The following is a 21,104-nucleotide window of genomic DNA, read 5'->3' as shown; positions in this document are numbered from 1 at the left end:
CCTCGCCGGCGTCGTGCGCTTCAGTTGCTCTTCGATACTACTTGCTGCGCGGCTTGCGCAGGTGCGCCACGGGATCGGCGTCGAGCGTGATGGCCCTCCTGGCCTTCTTCGCCGCGCGCTGCTCCTTGAGCGACTTTGAAGGCTTTTTGTGGGCTTCAGGCTGGTGAGGCTGCTTGTCAGGCATGTCAGAACTCCTTTGGTCATCCCCCCGATTCACACGACAATACGCCGGTAAGATGCTTGGCACCATGCCCCCTCCGAATGCACCTGCCCCGTCATCATCAGCCGTCAGGATCGACTCCTGGCTCTGGGCCGTGCGAGCGTTCAAGACCCGCTCTGCCGCGACCGCCGCGTGCCGTGCGGGGCATGTGCGGCTCAACGGGAACCCGGTCAAGGCGTCACAGACGGTGGTCCCCGGCGACACCGTCGGCGTGCGCCAGCCCGGGTTCGAGCGCCTCCTTGAGGTGCACGTGCTGATCGTCAAGCGCGTCGGCGCCGAGGCCGCGTCGCGGTGCTACACCGACCACACGCCCGAGCGGCCGCCCGCGCCGTTCCTGGGCCTCCCGCAGCGGGATCGCGGGGCCGGTCGGCCCACCAAGAAGGACCGGCGGGAGATGGAGAGGCTGCGGGGGGAGACCCACGGCGACTGAGGGTGAACCCCGCAGAGCGCCGAATGCTCCGAAAGAACCGAGGCACGGCAACAAGGAGGATGCGATGGTGCGCGCAGCCCAGACGATGCAGGCGGCGTTTGTACGTGAGCTCGGCGGTGCGGAGAAGATCGAGGTTGGGCGGCTGCCCGTTCCGGACGCGGGGCCGACGGACTTGCTCGTGCGGATGGAGGCCAGCGCCGTCAACCACGTGGACCTGTTCGTGCGGTCCGGCGCGTACCAGACCAAGACGCCGTTCCCCTTCGTGATCGGCCGGGACCTCGTGGGCACCGTCGAGGCAACAGGCCCGGGCGTGGTCGGCTTCTCCCCGGGGGACCGCGTCTGGACCAACAGTCTGGGCCACGCAGGGCGGCAGGGTGCGTTCTCCGAGTACGCGGTGGTCGGCGCCGACCGGCTCTACACTTTGCCCGACGGCGTGGACCCCTCCGACGCGGCGCCCGTGCTGCATGCCACGGCAACCGCACACATCGGCCTCGTGCGGGAGGCAGCGCTGCAGCCCGGCGAGACGGTGTTCATCGCCGGGGGCGGCGGCGCGGTCGGGAGCGCGACCATCCAGCTCGCGAGGGCCATGGGTGCCCACGTGGTCACCTCGGCGTCAGCGGACGACGGCGAGTGGTGCCGGTCGCTCGGGGCGGACGTCACGCTGGACTACCGGGACCCGGACCTCGCCGTGAAGATCGGCCATGCCGCACCTGCCGGCGTTGATGTCTGGTGGGACAACAGCGGGCACCACGACTTCGAGGTGACGCTGCCTCTCCTTCGCCAGGGCGCGCGCGTGATCATGATGGCAGGCATGGCTGCAGCCCCGATTCTGCCCGTGGGTGCCCTGTACACCCGGGACGCCAAGCTCTGCGGATTCGCCATCAGCAACGCCTCGGTCTCGGACCTGGCCGGTGCGGCGAGGGTTATCAACAGCCTTCTGGCTGAAGGCGGCCTCGTGTCCCGGGTCGGGGCAACGTTCCGCCTCGCCGATGCGGCCAAAGCCCACGAGGCGTTGGAATCCGGAGACGTCCGTGGCCGGGTGCTGGTGGTCCCGTGAACTGAGCCTGGTCAAGGCCGGGTGGGGAGCACTAGGGTCCCCACCCGTCCGCCCGAAAGCTGCAGGCCGAGGCCCTCAGTCGATGGCCCGTCCTTGCCCTCGGGGCTGAAGGCCGTGGTCACCGCAGCGACCGCCAGGATGCCCGCCCAGAAGGGTCCATGACGTTCCTCGAGGACGGCCAGACCGTGACGATGGCGGCGACCGCGCCGGGGCCTGGCGGGACCACCGTCTCGTTCGGCGAGGTCTCCGGCAGGGTCGAGCCGGCGCGGTAGGCGCGTCCGGACACCTTCCGCAGGGCAGAAATCAGTGCCGAACCGTGAGCGTCGCCCATAGCCTCGAAGCGGAGCCAAGAACTTCAATGGCGAGGAGGCCATGATGAGCGCGTTCCCAGAGACGACCCGTGAGACATCGCACGAGTCAGTCAAGAACGTGATGGTCGCGTCCGAGCTGACCCCTGGGGAGGCGGCGGAGCTGGCGGCGATGTACGCGACGATGTCGCGGGAGAACATGGTTCCGCTGTGGACGCAGATCGACGAGCTGATGCCGATGGTCCCGTCTCCGGCGGCGGTGCCACACGTGTGGCGGTGGGACACGATCCTTCCGCTGGCCGCCCGCGCCGGGGATCTGGTGCCGGTGGGCCGGGGCGGGGAGCGTCGCGCGATCGCCCTGGCGAACCCGGGCCTGGGTGGGCTTCCCTATGCGACCCCGACCCTGTGGGCCGCGGTCCAGTACCTCGGCGGCCACGAGGTTGCCCCCGAGCACCGGCATTCGCAGAACGCGTTCCGGTTCGTGGTGGAGGGCGAGGGCGTGTGGACCGTGGTGAACGGCGACCCGGTGCGCATGTCCCGCGGTGACTTCCTGCCGCAGCCGGGGTGGAACTTCCACGGCCACCACAACGACACCGATGCGCCGATGGCGTGGATCGACGGGTTGGACATCCCGTTCGTGCGCGGCATGGACGCGGGCTTCTTCGAGTTCGGCACCGAGCGGGTGACCGATGAGGCCACCCCGGACATCTCGCGCTCGGAGCGGCTCTGGTGCCACCCGGGCCTGCGGCCGCTCTCGCGGCTCGAGAACACCCCGGCGACCCCGATCGGGGCCTACCGGTGGGAGTACACCGACCGGGCCCTGACCGAGCAGCTCGCGCTCGAGGACGAGGGCTACCCGGCCACGGTGGGCCAGGGCCACGCCGCAGTCCGCTACGCCAACCCGACCACGGGCGGGGACGTCATCCCCACGATCCGCGCCGAGTTCCACCGGCTCCGCCCCGGCGTCGCGACACGCACGACCCGCGAGGTCGGCTCGAGCGTGTACCAGGTCTTCGAGGGCCAGGGCGCGTTCGTGCTCAACGGCGAGCGGACCACCGTGACGAAGGGCGACATGATCGTGGTCCCCTCGTGGGCCGCGTGGTCCATCGAGGCCGAGACCCAGTTCGACCTGTTCACGTTCGGCGACCAGCCGATCTTCGAGCGCCTGCACCTGAACCGCACCTTCATCGAAGGCCAGACGACCACGAAGGACCAGCACCAGTGAAGGTCACAACCCTCCGCCTGCCCTCCGGGGCAACCGCTGCCGCCCGCCAGGACGGGGACGCATTCGTCGAAGTGACCGGGTACGCGGACCTGGGTGCGCTCCTGGCCGCGCCCGGCTGGAAGGACATCGCGGCGGCGGCCGACGGCGCGCGGCACCCCGTGCAGGGCGCCGACCTCGCCGCCGTGGTCCCCGCCCCGTCCAAGGTGGTGTGCGTGGGCCTGAACTACGCCTCGCACATCAAGGAGATGGGCCGGGGCCTTCCCGCGCACCCGACACTGTTCGCGAAGTTCGCCGAAACCCTCACCGGCCCCTACGACGACATCGAGCTGCCCGCCGCGGACCCCGCGATCGACTGGGAGGCCGAGCTCGTCGTTGTGATCGGCAAGCGGGCCCGCCGCGTGCCCGAGGCCGAAGCGGCCGGGTACATCGCCGGGTACACCGCGGCGAACGACATCTCGATGCGCACGTACCAGTTCCGCACCAAGGAGTGGCTCCAGGGCAAGATGTGGGAGGCCTCCACCCCGGTCGGGCCCGTCATGGTCACCCCGGAGGAGCTCGGCGCGGACGCGGCGATCACGACCGAGGTCGACGGGGCCAGGATGCAGACCGGGTCCATCGGGGACCTCGTGTTCACGCCGGAATACCTCGTCTCCTACATCTCCGAGATGATCACCCTCAACCCGGGGGACCTCATCCTGACCGGCACCACCGGCGGTGTGGGCCGCGCCCGCACCCCCGAGGTGTACCTCACCGACGGGCAGACGGTCACCGTGGCGATCGAGGGCATCGGGCAGCTCCGCAACGTCGCCCGCGCCCAGGCCGCGGGTCCGGCCGTGCCCGGGGTGCTGCCAGCCGGCGTCGATCTCGCGGCGGCCTCCTCCGGAAACGCCTGAGATGGTTGCCCGCCACGACCTCGTGACAGACGCCGAGACCCGCGCCGGGCTGCTCACGGTCCGGCGCGGCACGGCGTTCTTCGCCCGCAAGCTCAACGAGCTCGCCTACACCGACACGGACGAGCCGTCCCTGCTGCCGGGCTGGTCCCGCCGCCACGTCATCGCGCACGTGGGCTACAACGCCCGCGCCGTCGCCCGTCTCGTCGAGTGGGCCGCCACCGGGATCGAGACCCCGATGTACCCCTCGCCCGAGGCGCGGAACGAGGAGATCGAGTTCGGAGCGACTCTGCCCCCCACAGCGCTGCTCAACCTGTACGACCACTCCGCGATCCACCTCTCGGTCGAGTGGCGCGACCTCCCCGACGCCCGGTGGGGCGAGGAGGTCCGCACCGCCCAGGGCCGGACAGTGCCCGTGTCCGAGACCGTGTGGATGCGCACCCGCGAGGTATGGCTGCACGCGGTCGACCTGGACAACGGCGCCCGCTTCGCGGACATCCCCACTGGGGTGCTCCGCCGCCTGATCGGGGACATCTGGGGAGCGTGGGAGAAGCGCGCCGAGACCGCCGGGCTCGCCGTGCGCGTCCTCGGCGCCGAGGACGGGCTCACCCTCGGCGACCCCGACGCGCCAGGGACCGTCGTGACCGGGCCGCTCGCCGCCGTCGCCCGCTGGGCCGCCGGCCGCGGCACCGAACCAGGCCAGCCGCTCACCGCGACGCGCGACGGCGCACTGCTCGCAGAGGTCCCCATGCCTCCTCGCTGGATCTGAGCATCCGCGCTAGCGTTCACGGTGAGGCGCTCGTTCGAGGCTGAGCCTCCCTCCGCGCAGCCGCGGGCCGGCCACACGTGCGCCATGGGCGTGCTGCCTGGCGCACAGGCCTCACGGTTGCCATGGGAGGATCGGGGGATGACCTTGACTCCCCGCACGATTGCCGGAACGAACGTGGGCCCCGTCGGCTTCGGCTGGATGAACCTCAACCAGGCCTACGGCCCGCTTCCGTCCCGCGAGGACGCCGCCAAGCTCCTGCTCCACGCCTTGGACGAGGGCGTCACCCATTTCGACACCGCCACCATCTACGGCGCCACGGCCAACGAGATACTCCTCGGGGAGACGCTCGCGTCCCGCCGCGGGGAGTTCTTCCTCGCCTCCAAAGGCGGCATGTCCTCAGCAGAGGGGCGCCGCGTGATCGACGGCCGGCCCGAAACCCTCCGTGCGCACGTCGACGCCTCGCTGCGCCGGCTGCGGACGGACCGGATTGACCTGTACTACCTGCACCGGTGGGACCGGACCGTCCCCATCGAGGAGTCGGTCGGAGCCCTCGGGGGGCTCGTCCGCGAAGGCAAGATCGGCGCCGTCGGCCTCTCCGAGATTGGTACCGACGTGCTGCGCCGCGGCCACGCCGAGTACCCCATCGCCGCGCTGCAGAGCGAGTACTCGCCATGGACCCGCAACCCGGAGCTCGGCACGCTCGAGGCCTGCCGTGAACTCGGCATCGCGTTCGTCGCGTTCAGCCCCGTGGGCCGGGGCGCCTTCGGCGGCGTGCTGCGGGATCCGTCCGGGCTGCCGGACTGGGACCTGCGCCGCTCGATGCCGCGGTTCGACGCCGAGCACTGGCCTGCGAACCTCGCGCTCCTCGACCTCTTCGGCGCCCTCGCGGACGACGCCGGGTGCTCGCCCGCGCAGCTCGCGATCGCCTGGGTCCTTTCCCGCGGCGAGCACGTGATCGCGCTGCCCGGCACGCGCAGCTCCGCCCACCTCAACGAGGACTTCGCGGCCGGTTCGCTCGAGCTTTCGGCGGACGTCCTCGCGCGTCGACGAGCTCGTCAACGAGGGAACGGTTGCCGGCGGGCGCTACTCGGCTGCCGCGCAGGCCGACGTGGACACCGAGGAGTTCCCGGTCTCCTAGCGCCGCATTGGAGAGTTGTCCACATAGGCCCAAGGGCCGATGCGGACGCACGACGGCGGTGCCTAGGCTGACGTTGTCGGCTCACCACGGGCCGCGCTCAACCGGGGGAACGCCATGAAGTTGCTGTCGGGGCTCGCCGCGGCTGTTATGTTCGCCGGTGCGGTTCTCGCCTCTGTGCTCGGAGGCTTGGCCCCGCCTGCCGCGCTCGCCGTGTCGCCGAGCGAGGTGGTGGTCGAGGACACGGCCGGCGCACTGTACCGACCGCAGCTTGATCCCGCGCTCGCCGGGATCTCGTTCTATGTGCCCACCAAGGTTGTCGTGTTCACGCGTGCAGGACAGGCCAGTGACAACCTCAACGAGGCCGTGCTGCAGTTCGCACGGGCGAACCACCCTGAGTGGATCAGTGCGGACGGGCAGAAGTGGGCCGACGGGCTGTTCATCTTCGCCCTCGACACCACCGGCCGGAAGGTCGGGACATACTTCGGCGAGGATCGCAAGGTGGGCCCGGGCCAGGAGAAGGCGATCCAGGACGATACGAAGGACCTGTTCCGGACGGCCCAGTGGACCGATGGGACGATCGCCGGGGTGAAGTCTGCCGCGTCCCGGATTGGGCGGCCGTGGTACCTCTCTCCGGCCGCCTTCATCACCGAAGGGGCTGTCGGGCTCGTGGTCCTCGGCGGCGTCGGCACCTGGATCGGGGTACGGGGCTGGCGGCGGAGGAAGTTCGCCCTGGCCCTGGAAGCGGGCGATCGCTCGTACTCGTCCGTGACGCTCAAGCTCGACGAGACCGAACTCAATGCCTCGACCATTCCGGAATCGTCTTCGTACGGCGGCCTAGTCCTCGAGCGCTGGCACAGCTTCAGGGCACAGCATCGGGAGGCGACCGAGCTGAGGGACCAGCTCACGGGCCTTCGGCCCAGGGAGCGCTCAACCTCGAAGTACGTCAAGGAGGCACGGCGCTATGAGGAGATCGCGGAGACCCTCGACGGCCTCGACGATGCGATCGCCGACACGAACTCGATCCTCACGATGGACTCGCGGTGGCGTGCGGCCTGGCGCAATCAGACGGCGGAGCTGACGGACCAGCTGGACGGGATCGACGGCATGCTCCGGGCGAAGCACACCGCCGGTTCGCCCGAGACCGCAGAGGCGGTCCGCGCTGAGGCCACCCGCGCACGTGCGGACCTCGAGCGGCTCGGTGCAGGCCTCGAGGACCGTTCCGTGATGCCGGAGGGCGCCCTCGACGGGCTCAAGCGCGTCCGAGAGCGCCTCGGCGAGGCCCTCGACCTCCACGCCGAGGCGGTGATCCGCGACCACGCGAAGACCGACAAAGAGCGGGATCTCATGCGCCAGAAGCTCGACGCGTCGAGGCAGACGTGGAGGACCACGCACCGCACCCAGGGCAGCATCCTCGACGTCGCGTACCCGCAGCTGCCCGTGATCAGCATTGTGAGCTTCAGCAGCGGGATCAACTCGGGCTACTCCGCCGTGGACTCGGCACGGTCATCCTCGACCACGGGCTACGGCGGCAGCGGAGGGAGCTTCTCGGGCTCGGGGAGCTCGTCCGGCTTCTGAGCAGCGGAGCGCGGATCCTGAGCCCGACCTCTGCCGCGGGTCCGGCACCGATCCGGTGCCGAATCGGAGCGCCCGGAGACCGAGCAGCCGAGCTCCCAGCGGGCCTACGCCCTCTGGAAGCGCAGGATCCGCTCGATCGCTGACTCGACTGCCACCTGCCCGGCCGCGAAGGAAAGCCGGACCGCACGCCCGCCGTGGACGGCGTCGAAGTCTGTGCCCGGAACGAGGGCCACGCCCTCCGCCTCGAGCAGTGCGCGGCAGTATTCCCGCGAGTCCCCAAACCGTTCGAGCTGGGCGCCGAGCTCGGCATACAGGTAGAACGCGCCGTCCGCAGGGGCGGCCGGGCCCCAGCCGAGGGCCGGAAGCGCGTCGAGCAGCGTCTGGCGCGTCTGGGCGTACCCGGCGACCCACGCGTCGGCCTGGGTGTACGAATCCGGGGTGAAGGCCTCCACTGCCGCGAGCTGCGACGGTGCCGGCGGGCACAGCGCCACGTTGCCGGCCAGCGCGTCCACCGCGCTCACCAGCTCCTTCGGCACCAGCATCCAGCCGAGCCGCCACCCCGTCATGCCCCAGTACTTCGAGAAGCTCGAGATCACGATCGCCTCCCGGTCCAGCTCCCACGCGCACACCCCGCGGGTGCTGTGCTCGTCGCCGGTGACGGAATCGACGGAATCGACGGGATCGACGGGATCCGCGGGATCCGCGGGATCCGCCGGATCCGCCGGATCCGCGCCGGCGTACGTGATGCCGTGGTAGATCTCGTCGCTCACGAGCCGCGCCCCGTTCGCCGCGCACCAGTCCGTCAGGGCCGCGAGCTCCGCGCGGCTGACCATGGTCCCGGTCGGGTTGGCGGGGGAGGCGAGGACGACGCCGGCGAGCGGCCCGCGTTCGGAGGCCGCGGCGTCGAGCATCGCGGGGGTGGGCTGGTAGCGGGTCTCGGGGCCGGCGTCGACCTCCACGACCTCGCACCCGAGCGCCGCGAGGATGTTCCGGTACGCGGGGTAGCCCGGACGGGCGAGCGCCACGCGGTCGCCGGCCTCGAAGGCCGCGAGGAACGAGAGCATGAACGCCCCGGAGGAGCCCGTGGTCACCGCGACCTGCCCGGGATCGACGTCGAGGCCGTACCAGCGGCGGTAGTGCCCCGCGATCGCAGCACGCAGTTCCGCGGTGCCGAGGGCGGGGGTGTACGTGAGGGGCCTGCCGGAGGCATGGATCTCGGCAGCCCGTGCCGAGACCGCACCCGGGGCCCCGGCCGAGGGCTCCCCCGCGCACAGGCTCACGACGTCGCGTCCCTCGGCCCGCAGCGCGTCGACGCGGGCCAGGATGTCCATGACCGCGAACGGCGGCACCTGGGAGCGGGACGAGGCGGCGAGGCGGCGGAGGCTCATGCGCACCAGCCTCTCACGCCGTTCGGCTCCGCTACCCCAGCGATGGTCGGCTGACCGTGGGTCCCGGCCGTCTGTACCCACGGTTGGCCGACAATTGCCGGATGGCAGAGAGCCAGCAGAGGCTCAGGCCAGGCTAAGGAACATCTTCTCGAGCTCGGCCACATCGCCGCCGCGCTCGGGGTTGGTGAGGCACTGCTGCAGGTTCGTGGCGATGATCGCGAAGCCAGCCTTGTCCACGGCGCTCGAGACCGCGGAGAGCTGGGTGATGATCGACTTGCAGTCCTGGCCCTCTTCGAGCATGCGGACTACGGCATTGAGCTGTCCCTGCGCACGCTTGAGCCGGTTGATGGCCGCCTTCATGGACTCGGGTTCCACGTTCATGGGTTCTTCCTTCTGTGGTTGGGTGCCCCGAGAGGCACGTTCCAGTGTACCCCTCTGGGTATTTTGACATACCCCTAGGGGTATTGGATACTCGAATCACGCACAGATTGACCGGACCCCTCCCAGGAGCCACGCATGATCGAGACCACCACCGCCCAGACGGCGGAAGCCGCCGACACCGTCCAGATCATCGACGTCCGTGAGGACTTCGAGGTCGCCGACGGCATGATCCCGGGCGCGCGCCACATCCCGATGGGCCAGATCCCCGGTCGTCTGGACGAGATCGACAAGTCGCGGCCGGTCCACGTCGTGTGCCGCTCCGGCAACCGCAGCGGACGCGTTGCCGAGGCCCTCGGGCAGCTCGGCTACGACGTCGTCAGCGTGGCTGGCGGCATGATGCAGTGGCAGGCCGAGGGCCGCCCGCTCGTGTTCCCGGCGTGACGGTGCTCGCCGCCGCACTCCCCGTCCTCGCCGCACTGGCGGTCGGGTCCGTGATCGGTCTCTTCGGCTCGGGAGGGGGCATCCTTGCCGTCCCGGCGTTCGTCCTCCTCGGTCTCGAGCCGCACGACGCCGTTGCCGCGTCGCTGCTCGTCGTCGCATCCGCCGCCGTGGTCGCCCTCATCGGCGGGGCGGCCCGGCACACGCGCTGGGGCATCGCGGCCACGTTCGCCGTCCTCGGTGCGCCGGCTGCGATGGCCGGTGCCGCCGTCGGCCGCGGAATCCCCGGACCGTACCTGCTCCTCGGCGTGGCTGCGCTCGCCGTGGCGGCAGCGGTCGCGTCGTACCGGCGCAAGCCCACGGCGGAGGGCGAGCTCACCTGCTCGACAGGGAGCGCCGCGGAGCGGCTGCGCTGCTGGGCGCCCAGCGCCCTCGCCGCCATCGCCGTCGGCTTCCTGACCGGTCTGCTCGGCGTGGGCGGCGGCTTCCTCCTGACGCCCGTGCTGCTGATTGCCCTGAGGATGCCGCTGCGGGCCGCCGCGGCGACGTCGTTGCCCGTCATTGCGGTCAACTCGATCGCGGGGCTCAGCCAGCACGGGGCGCAGCTCTTCCAGCCGGCTGGCACCGGTGTGCCCGTCGTGTTCCTGGCCGCGGCCGCGATTGTCGGTTCCCTGGTCGCAGCCCGTCTCGGCCGCAGGCTTCCGCCCAACATCCTCCAGCGGGCCTTCGTGGTCCTGCTGTCCGCGGTGGGCATGGGAACCGCGATCGTCGGCACCACCGGACTGCTGGCCATCTGAGCCGCTGCCCCCACCGCACAGCCCCGTCCTTACACTCCACACTCCACCCACCCGAAAGGTCCGCCATGGGATTCCTCAGCAAGCTCTTCGCCAAGCCGTACGCCACCGTCTCCGCGCAGCAGGCCCAGGACCTCGTCCGCGAGGGAGCCGTCCTCGCCGACGTCCGCACGCCGGCCGAGTGGCGCCTCGGCCACGCACGCCGCGCCCACCACATGCCTCTCGACGCGCTCCCGACACGGATCACCGGCCTGCGCAAGGACCGCCCCGTCGTCGCCATTTGTGCGTCCGGCATCCGCTCGGCCGCTGCGGCCCGTCAGCTCGCGGCTGCGGGCATCACGGCCTACTCGGTGCGCGGCGGCATGGGCGCATGGCGCGCGGCCGGCCTCGACTGAAAGCCATGGTTTTCCCAGCAGCCGTTGGGTAAACTCGGAACACCCCGCAGGGTATCGGGGCATGGTGGGCTCCCCCCTTCCCACCATGTCCCGATACTCGGCGGGGTTTCCTTGTCCCAGCATCGGTCCACGCGCGGCGGCGGCTCCGTCGGGTGCAGCCGCAGGGTAGCGTGGGCGCCATGCAGCAGGTTGCTCTTGTCACGGGCGCGTCGAGCGGGATCGGCGAGGCCACCGTCCGCTCCCTCCTGGGCGCGGGGTACACCGTCTACGCGGCGGCACGCAGGGTCGAGCGGATGGAGGGCCTCGCGCACGACGGCGCCCGCATCCTCGCGCTCGACGTCACCGATGACGCCTCGCTCACCGACGGCGTCCGCAAGGTCCTCGCGGAGGCCGGGCGCGTCGACGTCCTCGTGAACAACGCCGGGTACGGGTCGTTCGGCGCCCTCGAGGACGTCCCGATCGATGAGGCGCGCCGCCAGTTCGACGTCAACGTCTTCGGGCTTGCGCGCCTCACCCAGCTTCTCCTGCCGGGCATGCGCGAGCGACGCTCCGGGACCATCGTGAACGTCTCCTCGATCGGCGGGAAGTTCTACGAGCCGCTCGGATCCTGGTACCACGCGACGAAGTTCGCTGTGGAGGGGCTCTCCGACTCGCTGCGGATCGAGCTGCGGAAGTTCGGCATCAGGGTGGTCGTGATCCAGCCGGGCCCGATACTGTCCGAGTGGAGCGGGATCGCCCAGACCACGCTTCTGGCGGCCTCCGCAGGTGGCCCGTACGCGAACTCGGCACGCCGGGTGGCCGGCGTCCTCCAGACCGCAGACCGCCCGGGGGTGGGCTCGCCGCCCGCAGTCGTCGCGGACACGATCCTCCATGCCGTGCAGTCCCGGAGGCCGGCCCCACGATACCCGGTCGGCCGCGGCGCCAAGTTCCTCATGGCGCTCCGGCGAATCCTCCCCGATCGCGCGTTCGACCTCTTGGTGCGCGCCATCTACCGGCACTGACCGGTTCGGGACGTCGTTCAGCCGAGCCTGCGGGCGAGCGCCTCTGAGCGCTCGTGGGCCGCGCGCACACCATCGGCGATGATGGTGCCCAGGCCGCGCTCGTCGAAGACGTCGATCGCTCCCCCGGTCGTCGTGTCCGGGCCAACGAAGGGACCGAGGAGCACCGCGGGATCGGCACCCGGTTCGGCCAGCAGGCGGCCCGCGCCGACAAGCGTCTGGCGGGCGATGTCGGCCGCGAGGCCGCGATCGAGCCCCAGCCGGGTGCCGGCGTCGGCCATCGCCACAGCCAGATAGAACGCGTAGGCGGGACCGGATCCGCTCACGGCGCTCACCACGTCGATGTGCTCCTCCGGTACCTCGACGACCAGCCCCAGAGCCGCGAGCAGCCCCTTCACGTGGTCGACCTGCTCCCGGGAGGCGCCCGTGCCCCCGCAGACGGCGATCACACCGCTGCCGAGACGCGAAGGGCTGTTCGGCAGCACACGGACCACGGGCTGACCCGGCGGCAGCAGATGCTCGAGCTGGCCGATCGTCACCGCCGCCGCCACGCTCACGACCACGGCCGAGCGGGGCAGAGCCGGGGCGATCTCGGTCGCGAGCGCTGACACGTCGACGGGCCGGACCCCGATGATCACGAGCGACGCATCGCGCACGGCCCGCCGGTTCGCGTCAGAGGTGTCGTCCGCCGCGAGGACGGTGACCCCGTAGCGGCTTGCCAGCTCCTCGGCGCGCCCGCGTCGCCGGACGGTGGCGGTGGCGCCCTCCTTCGGGAGGCCTGCGGCGAGGAGTCCGGCCAGGATGGCCTCGTTCATCGATCCGCACCCGAGGAAGGCAAGGTGATCCATTGCAGCCAAGGTGTTCCTCACGATCATGCCTGCGCCCCGCATCCGGGAGCGGGGATGCGGGACGCAGGGACAGGGGATGGGTCAGCGTCCGTGGTGGTACGGGACGTGATGGGTGCGGGGCCTGGATCAGCCGGGCAGCTGGGAGGCGTTCGTGTACAGCGTGACCTTGTCGGCGGAGCCGTACGCGATGTCGCTGACGCCCCACTTCTTCAGGATCTTGGCGTAGGTTCCGTTGCTGACGATCTCCTTCATCGCTGCCTGCATCGCCGGGCCGAGGGTGCTGCCCTTCTTCAGGGCGATGCCCAGTTCGAGCGGCTGGTAGACGAACTTCTGGAGGGTGAGCGGGAGGCTCTGGGACTTGATCGCGTAGGCCATGGCGTCGGTCGTGGTGGCGGTGAGCTCGCTGCGGCCGTTGGAGACGGCGAGGAGCCGCGCGCCGTCGTCGGGATAGGTCTGCAGCGTGACGGCCGCCTTGCCGGCCTTGGCACAGTCGGCGCTGGCCTGGTTGACCTGGTCGATGAAGTAGGAGCCGGAGAGGACGCCGACCGAGTGGCCGCACAGGTCGGTGGCACTCTCCACGGTGATGCCGCTTCCGGTCTTCGAGGCGAAGGAGGTGCCGACGGCGAACTCCGACACGAAGTCGACCTGGGCGAGGCGGGGCTTGGTGACGCCGAAGTCGGCAGACGAGATGTCATACCGGCCGCTGCTGAGGCCCGGAATGAGCGAGTCGAACGTGCCGACAGAGACGTTGTTCACCTTCACGCCCATGACCTCGCTGAGCGCGAGGACGATGTCGGGCTGGATGCCGACGAGCTGACCGTTCTCCTCGAAGTCCTGGGGCGCGAAGTCGTTGTAGATGCCATTCTGGATGGCTTTGTCCTTGACGTCCGCCGGCACGAGCGCCGTCACTGAGTCGACTGGCTTGAGCCCCCACGTCGTGGTGACATTCGATGCGCCGGCGGCCGAGGCGTTGGCCGAGCTGTTGCTCCCGGCGTTGGACGTCGAGCCGGGATCGGAGCAGGCGGACAGTCCCAGGGCGGCGACGGCTGCGACTGCCGCGACGGTGAGGGAGGCGTGCAGGGAAGGGCGTCGGTACATGGAAGAACCTTTCGAGTGAGTCTGGTCGGTCGTGCGGAGTCGGTCGGACATCGTCGTCGTGGCCGGGGAGGTGCGTGCGGGGCGGGTAGGAGCGGGCGGGTAGGAGCGGCGGGTGGGTCAGAGGACCTTGGAGAGGAATTCCCTCGTACGGGGCATCTGGGGGTTGAGCAGGACGTCGTGCGGGTGTCCGCGTTCGACGACGACCCCGCCGTCCATGAAGAGCACCGAGTCGGCGACCTCCCGGGCAAAACCCATCTCGTGGGTGACCACGACCATCGTCAGGCCCTCGCGGGCGAGGTCCTTCATCACGTCGAGGACTTCACCGACCAGCTCGGGGTCGAGCGCGGAGGTGGGCTCGTCGAACAGCATGACGCGGGGCTTCATCGCGAGGGCACGGGCGATCGCAACGCGCTGCTGCTGGCCTCCTGAGAGCTGGCGGGGGTAGTGGTGGGCCTTCTCGGCAAGGCCGACCTTCTCGAGGAGGGCCATGGCGGTGGCCTTGGCCTCCTTCGAATCCTGCTTGAGCACCCCCACCGGGGACTCGATGATGTTCTGCAGGACGGTCATGTGCGGGAACAGATTGAAGGACTGGAAGACCATGCCCATCTTGGTCCGCTGGCGTGCGAGGAACTTCTCCGGCAGGGTGACGTACTTGTGTCCGTGCTGTCGGTAGCCCACGAGCTCGCCGTCCAGTTCGACCCGGCCGCCGTCGATCTCCTCGAGGTGGTTCATGCTGCGCAGCAGCGTGCTCTTCCCCGAGCCCGAAGGCCCGATAATGCACATCACCTCGCCTCGCTCGACGGTCAGGTCGACGCCCTTGAGGACTTCCAGGGGGCCGAAGCGCTTCTTGAGTCCGGTGACCCGGAGGACGACCTCGCGCGCGCCGGTCTGCCTGGCGGCCGGGGTGGTGGATGAGGCGGTCATCAGGCCCTCCTGGTTGCAGTGGCTGACTTGGTCTGGGCGGGAACGATTCCTGCGATCGTGCGCTTGAGCTTCTCCCACGGGGTGGGCGGCAGCGCGCGGCGGCCGCCCTTGGCGTAGTGGCGCTCGATGTAGTACTGGATGATGCTCAGGACGCTCGTGACGATCAGGTACCAGATGCTCGCGACGATGAGCAGCGGGATGGTCTGGAAGGTGCGGTTGTAGACGAGCTGTGCCGAGTACAGCAGTTCCGGCATCGAGGTCACGCTCACGAGCGAGGTGGACTTGAGCATGCCGATGACCTGGTTGCCCGTCGGCGGCACGATCACGCGCATCGCCTGGGGGAGGATGACGCGGCGCAGCGCGCGTGATGTGCGCATGCCGAGCGCGACCGAGGCCTCGAGCTGGCCCTGGTCCACCGAGAGGATGCCGCCCCGGACGATCTCGGACATGTAGGCGCCTTCGTTGAGTGCGAGCCCGAGGAGGGCGGCCATGAAGGGGGTCACGATCTGGTTGGCGTTGCCCGCCCAGATCGTCGGACCGATGAAGGGAATGCCCACATCGATCGTCGGGAAGAGTGCCGCAAGGTTGTACCAGAAGATCAGCTGGACCAGGAGTGGCGTTCCCCGGAAGAACCACGTGTAGAACCATGCGACCGTCGAGAGGATCCGGATCGGCGAGAGCCGCATGACGGCGGTGAGCATGCCGAGCAAGATGCCGAAGAGCATCGACAGGACTGTCAGCTCGAGGGTCCGCAGGAGACCGAACACGATGCTCTGGCTGAAGAACCAGCTCGCTACAACGTCCCACTGCAGGTTCGGATTGGTGAACAGCATCTGGACGATGCCGCCCGCGAACAAGAGGACCAGCGCAGAGAGGATCCACCAGCCCCAGTGGGCGCGATGCGCCACCCGGATGTCGTCGGACGCCTCGGTGGCCGGCCGCGCGTCGTTGACCGTGCTCATCGGTCTCCACCGGCCCCTCGGCTGGGCCGGGAGCGGCCTGTGGCGACGGGCTTCGCGTGCACGGATCCAAGCCCGAGTCCGGGCGTGTTCGCGTGACTGGGATTCCAACCGGGGGACGGGCCGACGGTGCAGCCCCGTGCGCTAACAACGTTCTTCATGGGAGTTGCCCTTCTGGGGAATCGGAGCTCCCCACGGAGGTCGGGTATGCGGTGCACTGCCGCCTGCCGGGTGGGAGAACATCAGTGCCTCTCCAGAGGACTCCGGGTCGGCGGTGTGACCTTCCTCATAGTGGGCTACTTTGGATCAAAGATCAAGAGAATCTGGAGAAGTGGTCCAAAGAGGCTCTGGGTCTTGCCTTTGGCCGGAACCCAGTTTGTATATTTGATCCATGTCCATAGCCATAGCCAAGAGGGTCGAGCCTGTGCTCCTGACTGATCAGGTGTACGAAACGATCCATCAGGCGATTCTCAGCGGCGAGCTGCCCGGGGGCTCCCGGCTGACCGTGCGCGAGCTGGCGGACCAGGTCGGGACGAGTGCGATGCCGGTGAGGGAAGCCATCCGCCGGCTGGAGGTGTCCGGCATGGTCGCGCGCGAGCCGCACAAGGGCGCGGTCGTGAAGACCCTCACTCTCGAAGAGCTGCTCCATGTCTACGACATGCGGCGGCTTCTCGAGGTCGAGGCCGCACGCTTGGGCGCACCGCACGTCACGGCCCAGGACGGCGACCGGATGCAGGCGGAGTATGACTTGATGCTCACGGCGATCAGGGAGCATGAGGTCATCGCCCTCCTCGACCACGACGAGGCACTGCTCGAGATCCTCTACGGAAGAGCCGGCAACCCGCTCCTCATCCGGATGATCCGCAACCTCTGGCAGCAATGCCGCGCGTACAAGATCGTGGGCGCCGACGGAACCCTGTCCGCGGCGGGGGACGATTCTCTGTGGCGCTATCAGGAGGACCTGATAGTGGCCGCCCGACATCGGGACCCCGTCGCCGCGGCAGCGGTCAATGACGCCTCACTCGCCAACGCGACGGACCGCATCAGGAAGCTCCTCGCTGCCCAGACCAGTGCCGTTTGAGCGGCCTCCTGCCGCGCAATCCGAGCGACGATCCGGGCGAATCTCCGCGATCATCTGGTCTGGCTTATACACGTCGGATGATCACTTTTGATCAAATTCTATGTAAGATCTTTGATCATATTTACGCTGATCGATGACAGTGAGAGCGGACCTTGACCCATCGCCGTCGTGCGTGCCTAGCATGCAGAAGGGCCCCGGTGGCCGGGAACCGTACGGAAGGGGCGCGCAAATGTCTGGACTCGAGGAGCTCGACGGCGAGTATGCCGAGGTCGAGGGACGCGGCGCCGTGACGTTCATCCGGTCCTATCCGGTCCCGGCCGCGGACTTGTGGACGGCCGTGAGCACCGAGGACGGTCTCGCCGGCTGGTTTCCCTCGCGCGTGCAGATCGCGCATGACGCCGGCACGGTCACCTTCAGCGGCGACCCGAACGACGCGGCGGGCGGCAGCACGGACCAGATCGTCGACTGGGACCCGCCCCGGCGCTGGGCCTTCGCCTGGGGCGGCGACCTCATGGAATTCCTTGTCGAGGGCTCGGACGACGAGTGCGAGCTCACGCTCCGGGACTGGCTTGCAGACAGCACCGCGGCCGCGCGCAATGCCGCCGGGTGGCACGTGTGCCTGCGGGAACTCGCGAAGAAGCTCGAGCGACTGGCCTCAACCGCCCCGCACTCGGGGCCGGGGACCGCCGATCGGCCGGACGACTGGGGTCAGCTCTATGCCGGCTATGTCGCCGCTGGCCTCCCGAGCGGCGCACCGATCCCGGGCCGCGACGCTTGAGCGCCGGAGCCCGTGGGGTCAGTTGTCCTCTGGCGGCGGGGTAGGGTCCGGCGTCTTCTTGCCTTTGGCCTTGGGCCTCGTGGGCTCGGGGGTGGGCGTCGGATCCAGGGTCGCGGTCGGGGCGGACTGGGCCGAGGCAAGGGCCTGCAGGTCCTTGCGCACGCTCGCGATGGCTCCGAGGACCTGCGACGACCGGTCGCTGCTCATCGTGCCGTTCGAGGACGCGTTCCGCGCCTCGCGCTCGAGCGCGTCGAGCTTCGCCAGCGCGTCCGCGTACCGTCCGGTCGCGGCCTCGGTGCGCAGCTCCTGCGCCGCACTGGCGAGCTTCGAGGCAACCCCGGCGTCGAGGGCCGGTGCGGGGGAACAGCCGCTCAGGAGGGTGGCCGCGAGTCCTGCGGCCACGGCGCCGAGCCAGAGGGTGCGTGCCGTCATGGCCTGAGACTCCGTTCGAGCTGGTCGAGATGCGTCCCGAGCTGCCCGGAGACAGCGGGGGAGGCGGGAAGGGGCGGCAGGTTCGCGGGCTGTGCGGGAAGCACGGCCCGGAGCACGAGCGGCACGATCACGAGGAGCGCGGCCAGGATCCCGACCGTGACGGCGGCCCAGAAGAGTCCGCGTCGTGGCCTGCGGGCCGCACGGGCGCCGGATCCGCCACGGGGCCGGGCGGACGACGGCGCGTGGCCCGGTACCGCGGGCGGGTCCTGGGGGAGTTCGGGGACGAGGGGGGCAGCGCGCCACGCACGGGTCTGCTGGCCATCCTGTTCCGCGCCCAGCCGGCTCATTGGGGCCGTGTGCAGAGCCGCGGCCGCCGAGGGCATCACGCGCGTGCCTGCGCCCTCGACGACGGCGGGCGCGAGCGCCTGGGTGAGCCCGCCATCCGCAGGGTCCGGGGACTCGATGGCGCGAGTCGGCGCCCCGCCGTCGGCCGGGGCCTCCCCGCGGAGCACCCGGACAATCTCGGTGGCGTCGGGCCGGTCGGCGGCGTCGCGCGCCGTCATACGCGGGAGGAGCGAGGCCCACGGGCCGCCGAGGTGAGTGGGGATGCGGGGATCGCGGAGGAGCCGCGCGACGGCTGCCTCGACCGCCCCGCCCGTGAACTCCATGGAGCCCGTGAGGGATTCGAGGAGCACGAGCCCGAGCGAGTAGATGTCCGACGCCGGTCCGACCTTCTCGCCGCGCGCCTGCTCTGGGCTGAGATAGTTGGCCGTGCCGATCGTCGTGTTCGTGAGGGTGAGCCTCGAGGCGTCGGTGAGGCGGGCGATCCCGAAGTCGGTGAGTTTGACAGGCCTGCGGCGGTGGTTCGGGTCGGCGTGGGGGACGAGGATGTTCGCGGGCTTGATGTCGCGGTGCACGATCCCGAGCGCGTGCACGTACGCGAGGGCGCCGGCGAGGTCGAGCGCCAGGAGGCGCGCGTCGTCGGACGTGAGGGCGCCTGAGGCAAGGCGCTGGCGCAGGTCCGTGCCGTCGACGAACTCCATGACGAGGTAGGCGACCTGAGTGGTCCCGTCGTCCTGGGTGTCGGTGCCAGCGTCGTAGAGGCGCACGAGGCTCGGGTGGTTGAGGCGCGCGAGCACCTGCATCTCGCCACGGCGACGTTCTTCGTGGCGGGGGTCCGGCGCGTGGGTACGGAAGGTCTTGACGGCCACGTCGCGCCCCAGAACCTCATCATGGGCCCGGTGCACCGTGGCCATGGCGCCGCTGCCGGCGACCTCGAGGAGCCGATACCTGCCGCCGACGAAGGTAGGGTCGAGCCCGATATCACTCTCGGCCACGTGTTGCCCTTCCTCGCCCGTCGTCACACCCGATCTAGCCTAGTGGACGCACCGGGGTGCTCGCTCCGTATTGCGGCATGGGAAGGGCCCCGCCGCGCACGTTCCGCGCGGTGGGGCCCAGCTCCCCGGCCAGAAGGAAATAGTCCTCTGGCAGAATATAACTACAAATGCATATTAACCGTGGATGACCTGGGGTTGGCCGAGGTGCTTGAGGCCTTCGGTGCCGAATTCGAGGCCGTAGCCGGACTGCTTGGCACCGCCGAAGGGGGCCATGGGGTTCACCGCGCCGTGGTTGTTGATCCAGACGCTGCCGGCTTCGAGGCGCGCGGCGACGGCGTGGGCCTGGTCGGGGTCGGTGCCCCACACGGAGGCGCCGAGGCCGACTTCCAGGGCGTTGGCCATGACGACGGCGTGGTCCACGTTTGTGTACTTGATGATGGGCAGGGCGGGGCCGAACTGCTCCTGGGCCACGAGGGGGTTGTCGTTGTCGATGTCCGCGACGAGGGTGGTGGGGTAGAAGTAGCCGGGCTGGTTCTCGTCTGGGTTTCCGCCGAGGAGGACGCGGGCGCCGGCGTCCTTCGCGTCCTGGACGAGGCCGGCGACAATCTCGTACTGGGACCTGTTCTGCAGCGGGCCCAGGACGTTCTGCTCGTCCAGGCCCACGCCCATCGGCACGTTCGCGGCGTACTCGGTAAGGGCGGCGCAGACGTCCTCGTAGATGTCCTCGTGCACGTAGAGGCGTTTGAGGGCGGCGCAGGTCTGGCCGGTATTGATGAACGCGCCCCAGAAGAGGCCCTCGGCGATGGCCTTCGGGTCGGCGTCGGGCAGGACGATGCCGGCGTCGTTGCCGCCGAGCTCGAGGGTCAGGCGCTTCACGGTGTCCGCGGAGGAGCGGATGATCGACTTGCCCGTGGCGGTGGAGCCGGTGAACATGACCTTGCTGATCGCGGGGTGCTCGGCCAGGGCCGCGCCCACGTCCCGGCGGCCGGGGACCACGTGCAGGACGCCCTCGGGCAGTTCCTGGTTGATGACCTTGACGAGGGCAAGGACGGACAGCGGGGTCATGCCGGAGGGCTTGACCACGGCGGTGTTGCCCATGCGCAGGGCCGGGGCGATCTGCCAGACGGTGATCATCATGGGCCAGTTCCACGGCCCGATCGCACCCACGACCCCGATCGGGCGGTAGTGCAGCACCGCCTTGGTCCCGTCGGCGTCGACCACGGTCTCGGGCTCGAGGACGGTCGCGGCCGTCGCGCGCAGCCAGGCCGCGCACGCGCCGACCTCGAAGCGGGCGTTGGGGCCGTTGAGCGGCTTGCCCTGCTCGCGGGAGAGGATCCGGGCCAGCTCTTCGGCGTTTGCCTCGACCGCGTCCGCGGCCCGCAGCAGCGACGCCGAGCGCGCCGCGTGCCCCAGCGCCGCCCAGCCCGGCTGGGCGGCCCTCGCGGCCGTGATGGCCGCCTCGAGGTCCGCCACGCTCTGCAGCGGCGCGAAGCCCACCCGCTCCCCGGTGGCCGGGTCCAGCATCTCCTGCCGCGGCGTGCCCTCGGGCGCCTCGACCGATCCCAGCAGGGTATCTGCGTGCTCGAGCGTTTCCATGAAGTCCTCCTCATCGAGTCCGGTGTTCGTTCAAGCATCCGGCGA

At 70.1% G+C, this 21,104-nt stretch carries 23 protein-coding genes; 13 read left to right on the top strand and 10 right to left on the bottom strand.

Going from position 1 to position 21,104, the window contains the following annotated elements; genetic code table 11:
- Positions 1–37 precede the first annotated feature (37 nt).
- Positions 38–184 (bottom strand): hypothetical protein, encoded by a 147-nt coding sequence (locus RBS60_RS17495; protein WP_307958052.1) that lies wholly within the window; start codon positions 182–184, stop codon positions 38–40.
- Positions 185–248: 64 nt separating this feature from the next.
- On the opposite strand from RBS60_RS17495, the gene RBS60_RS17490 reads away from it, so the two are divergent.
- The 7 genes from RBS60_RS17490 to RBS60_RS17460 all read left to right on the top strand — a co-directional run bounded on the left by RBS60_RS17490 (position 249) and on the right by RBS60_RS17460 (position 7,612).
- On the top strand, positions 249–650 hold the full coding sequence (locus RBS60_RS17490; protein WP_307958053.1) for an RNA-binding S4 domain-containing protein: 402 nt from the start codon (positions 249–251) through the stop codon (positions 648–650).
- A gap of 64 nt (positions 651–714) precedes the next feature.
- On the top strand, positions 715–1,707 hold the full coding sequence (locus tag RBS60_RS17485) for an NADPH:quinone reductase (protein ID WP_307958054.1): 993 nt from the start codon (positions 715–717) through the stop codon (positions 1,705–1,707).
- A gap of 375 nt (positions 1,708–2,082) precedes the next feature.
- Positions 2,083–3,240: a cupin domain-containing protein gene (locus RBS60_RS17480; RefSeq protein ID WP_374049281.1), complete on the top strand. Its 1,158-nt coding sequence runs from the start codon at positions 2,083–2,085 to the stop codon at positions 3,238–3,240.
- On the top strand, positions 3,237–4,133 hold the full coding sequence (locus RBS60_RS17475; RefSeq protein WP_307958055.1) for a fumarylacetoacetate hydrolase family protein: 897 nt from the start codon (positions 3,237–3,239) through the stop codon (positions 4,131–4,133). The genes RBS60_RS17480 and RBS60_RS17475 overlap by 4 nt, the downstream gene beginning before the upstream one ends.
- A gap of 1 nt (position 4,134) precedes the next feature.
- Positions 4,135–4,899 (top strand): maleylpyruvate isomerase family mycothiol-dependent enzyme, encoded by a 765-nt coding sequence (locus RBS60_RS17470; RefSeq protein ID WP_307958056.1) that lies wholly within the window; start codon positions 4,135–4,137, stop codon positions 4,897–4,899.
- Positions 4,900–5,037: 138 nt separating this feature from the next.
- Entirely contained in the window at positions 5,038–6,108 is a 1,071-nt protein-coding gene (locus RBS60_RS17465; protein ID WP_307958057.1) for an aldo/keto reductase, read from the top strand.
- Between the two features lie 43 nt (positions 6,109–6,151).
- The gene (locus tag RBS60_RS17460) at positions 6,152–7,612 is read left to right on the top strand and encodes a DUF5129 domain-containing protein (protein ID WP_307958058.1); all 1,461 of its coding nucleotides are present in this window, start codon (positions 6,152–6,154) and stop codon (positions 7,610–7,612) included.
- 104 nt (positions 7,613–7,716) lie between these two features.
- Here the strand turns inward: RBS60_RS17460 and RBS60_RS17455 are convergent, their stop codons facing one another.
- Entirely contained in the window at positions 7,717–9,000 is a 1,284-nt protein-coding gene (locus RBS60_RS17455) for an aminotransferase class I/II-fold pyridoxal phosphate-dependent enzyme (RefSeq protein WP_307958059.1), read from the bottom strand.
- 123 nt (positions 9,001–9,123) lie between these two features.
- The gene (locus RBS60_RS17450) at positions 9,124–9,381 is read right to left on the bottom strand and encodes a metal-sensitive transcriptional regulator (protein WP_307958060.1); all 258 of its coding nucleotides are present in this window, start codon (positions 9,379–9,381) and stop codon (positions 9,124–9,126) included.
- 135 nt (positions 9,382–9,516) lie between these two features.
- On the opposite strand from RBS60_RS17450, the gene RBS60_RS17445 reads away from it, so the two are divergent.
- The 4 genes from RBS60_RS17445 (at position 9,517) to RBS60_RS17430 (ending at position 12,009) form a co-directional block, all read left to right on the top strand.
- Positions 9,517–9,822, top strand: a complete 306-nt coding sequence (locus RBS60_RS17445; RefSeq protein ID WP_307958061.1) for a rhodanese-like domain-containing protein — start codon at positions 9,517–9,519, stop codon at positions 9,820–9,822.
- Positions 9,819–10,616 (top strand): sulfite exporter TauE/SafE family protein, encoded by a 798-nt coding sequence (locus RBS60_RS17440; protein WP_307958062.1) that lies wholly within the window; start codon positions 9,819–9,821, stop codon positions 10,614–10,616. Before RBS60_RS17445 ends, RBS60_RS17440 begins: the two co-directional genes overlap by 4 nt.
- 65 nt (positions 10,617–10,681) lie before the next feature.
- Positions 10,682–11,008, top strand: a complete 327-nt coding sequence (locus RBS60_RS17435) for a rhodanese-like domain-containing protein (protein WP_307958063.1) — start codon at positions 10,682–10,684, stop codon at positions 11,006–11,008.
- Between the two features lie 179 nt (positions 11,009–11,187).
- A complete protein-coding gene (locus RBS60_RS17430) occupies positions 11,188–12,009 on the top strand; it encodes an oxidoreductase (protein ID WP_307958064.1) in 822 nt (273 codons plus the stop codon).
- A gap of 17 nt (positions 12,010–12,026) precedes the next feature.
- On the opposite strand, the gene proC is transcribed toward RBS60_RS17430, so the two are convergent.
- The 4 genes from proC to RBS60_RS17410 all read right to left on the bottom strand — a co-directional run bounded on the left by proC (position 12,027) and on the right by RBS60_RS17410 (position 15,838).
- Positions 12,027–12,854 carry a pyrroline-5-carboxylate reductase gene (proC, locus tag RBS60_RS17425; protein WP_307958065.1) on the bottom strand — a complete coding sequence of 276 codons (828 nt, stop codon included), beginning with the start codon at positions 12,852–12,854 and terminating at the stop codon, positions 12,027–12,029.
- Positions 12,855–12,980: 126 nt separating this feature from the next.
- The gene (locus tag RBS60_RS17420) at positions 12,981–13,952 is read right to left on the bottom strand and encodes an ABC transporter substrate-binding protein (RefSeq protein ID WP_307958066.1); all 972 of its coding nucleotides are present in this window, start codon (positions 13,950–13,952) and stop codon (positions 12,981–12,983) included.
- A 117-nt stretch (positions 13,953–14,069) separates the two neighbouring features.
- Complete coding sequence (locus RBS60_RS17415) at positions 14,070–14,876, bottom strand: amino acid ABC transporter ATP-binding protein (protein WP_307958067.1); 807 nt, start codon at positions 14,874–14,876, stop codon at positions 14,070–14,072.
- On the bottom strand, positions 14,876–15,838 hold the full coding sequence (locus RBS60_RS17410) for an amino acid ABC transporter permease (protein ID WP_307958068.1): 963 nt from the start codon (positions 15,836–15,838) through the stop codon (positions 14,876–14,878). Before RBS60_RS17410 ends, RBS60_RS17415 begins: the two co-directional genes overlap by 1 nt.
- A gap of 388 nt (positions 15,839–16,226) precedes the next feature.
- On the opposite strand from RBS60_RS17410, the gene RBS60_RS17405 reads away from it, so the two are divergent.
- Together RBS60_RS17405 and RBS60_RS17400 are read left to right on the top strand one after the other, a co-directional pair.
- Complete coding sequence (locus RBS60_RS17405; protein ID WP_307958069.1) at positions 16,227–16,916, top strand: GntR family transcriptional regulator; 690 nt, start codon at positions 16,227–16,229, stop codon at positions 16,914–16,916.
- A 229-nt stretch (positions 16,917–17,145) separates the two neighbouring features.
- Positions 17,146–17,694 carry an SRPBCC domain-containing protein gene (locus RBS60_RS17400; RefSeq protein ID WP_307958070.1) on the top strand — a complete coding sequence of 183 codons (549 nt, stop codon included), beginning with the start codon at positions 17,146–17,148 and terminating at the stop codon, positions 17,692–17,694.
- An 18-nt stretch (positions 17,695–17,712) separates the two neighbouring features.
- Here RBS60_RS17400 and RBS60_RS17395 read toward each other — a convergent pair whose 3' ends face one another.
- From RBS60_RS17395 to RBS60_RS17385, 3 genes are all read right to left on the bottom strand, one after another.
- Positions 17,713–18,126 carry a hypothetical protein gene (locus tag RBS60_RS17395; RefSeq protein WP_307958071.1) on the bottom strand — a complete coding sequence of 138 codons (414 nt, stop codon included), beginning with the start codon at positions 18,124–18,126 and terminating at the stop codon, positions 17,713–17,715.
- Positions 18,123–19,463 (bottom strand): protein kinase domain-containing protein, encoded by a 1,341-nt coding sequence (locus tag RBS60_RS17390; RefSeq protein ID WP_307958072.1) that lies wholly within the window; start codon positions 19,461–19,463, stop codon positions 18,123–18,125. Before RBS60_RS17390 ends, RBS60_RS17395 begins: the two co-directional genes overlap by 4 nt.
- Before the next feature lie 174 nt (positions 19,464–19,637).
- Positions 19,638–21,059 (bottom strand): aldehyde dehydrogenase family protein, encoded by a 1,422-nt coding sequence (locus RBS60_RS17385; RefSeq protein WP_374049282.1) that lies wholly within the window; start codon positions 21,057–21,059, stop codon positions 19,638–19,640.
- Positions 21,060–21,104 lie beyond the last annotated feature (45 nt).

The organism is Sinomonas sp. ASV486 (assembly GCF_030908215.1).
Lineage (GTDB): Bacteria > Actinomycetota > Actinomycetes > Actinomycetales > Micrococcaceae > Sinomonas > Sinomonas puerhi.
The sequence above is the reverse complement of the archived record's forward strand: the minus strand, read 5'-3'. Positions and strand labels throughout refer to the sequence as shown.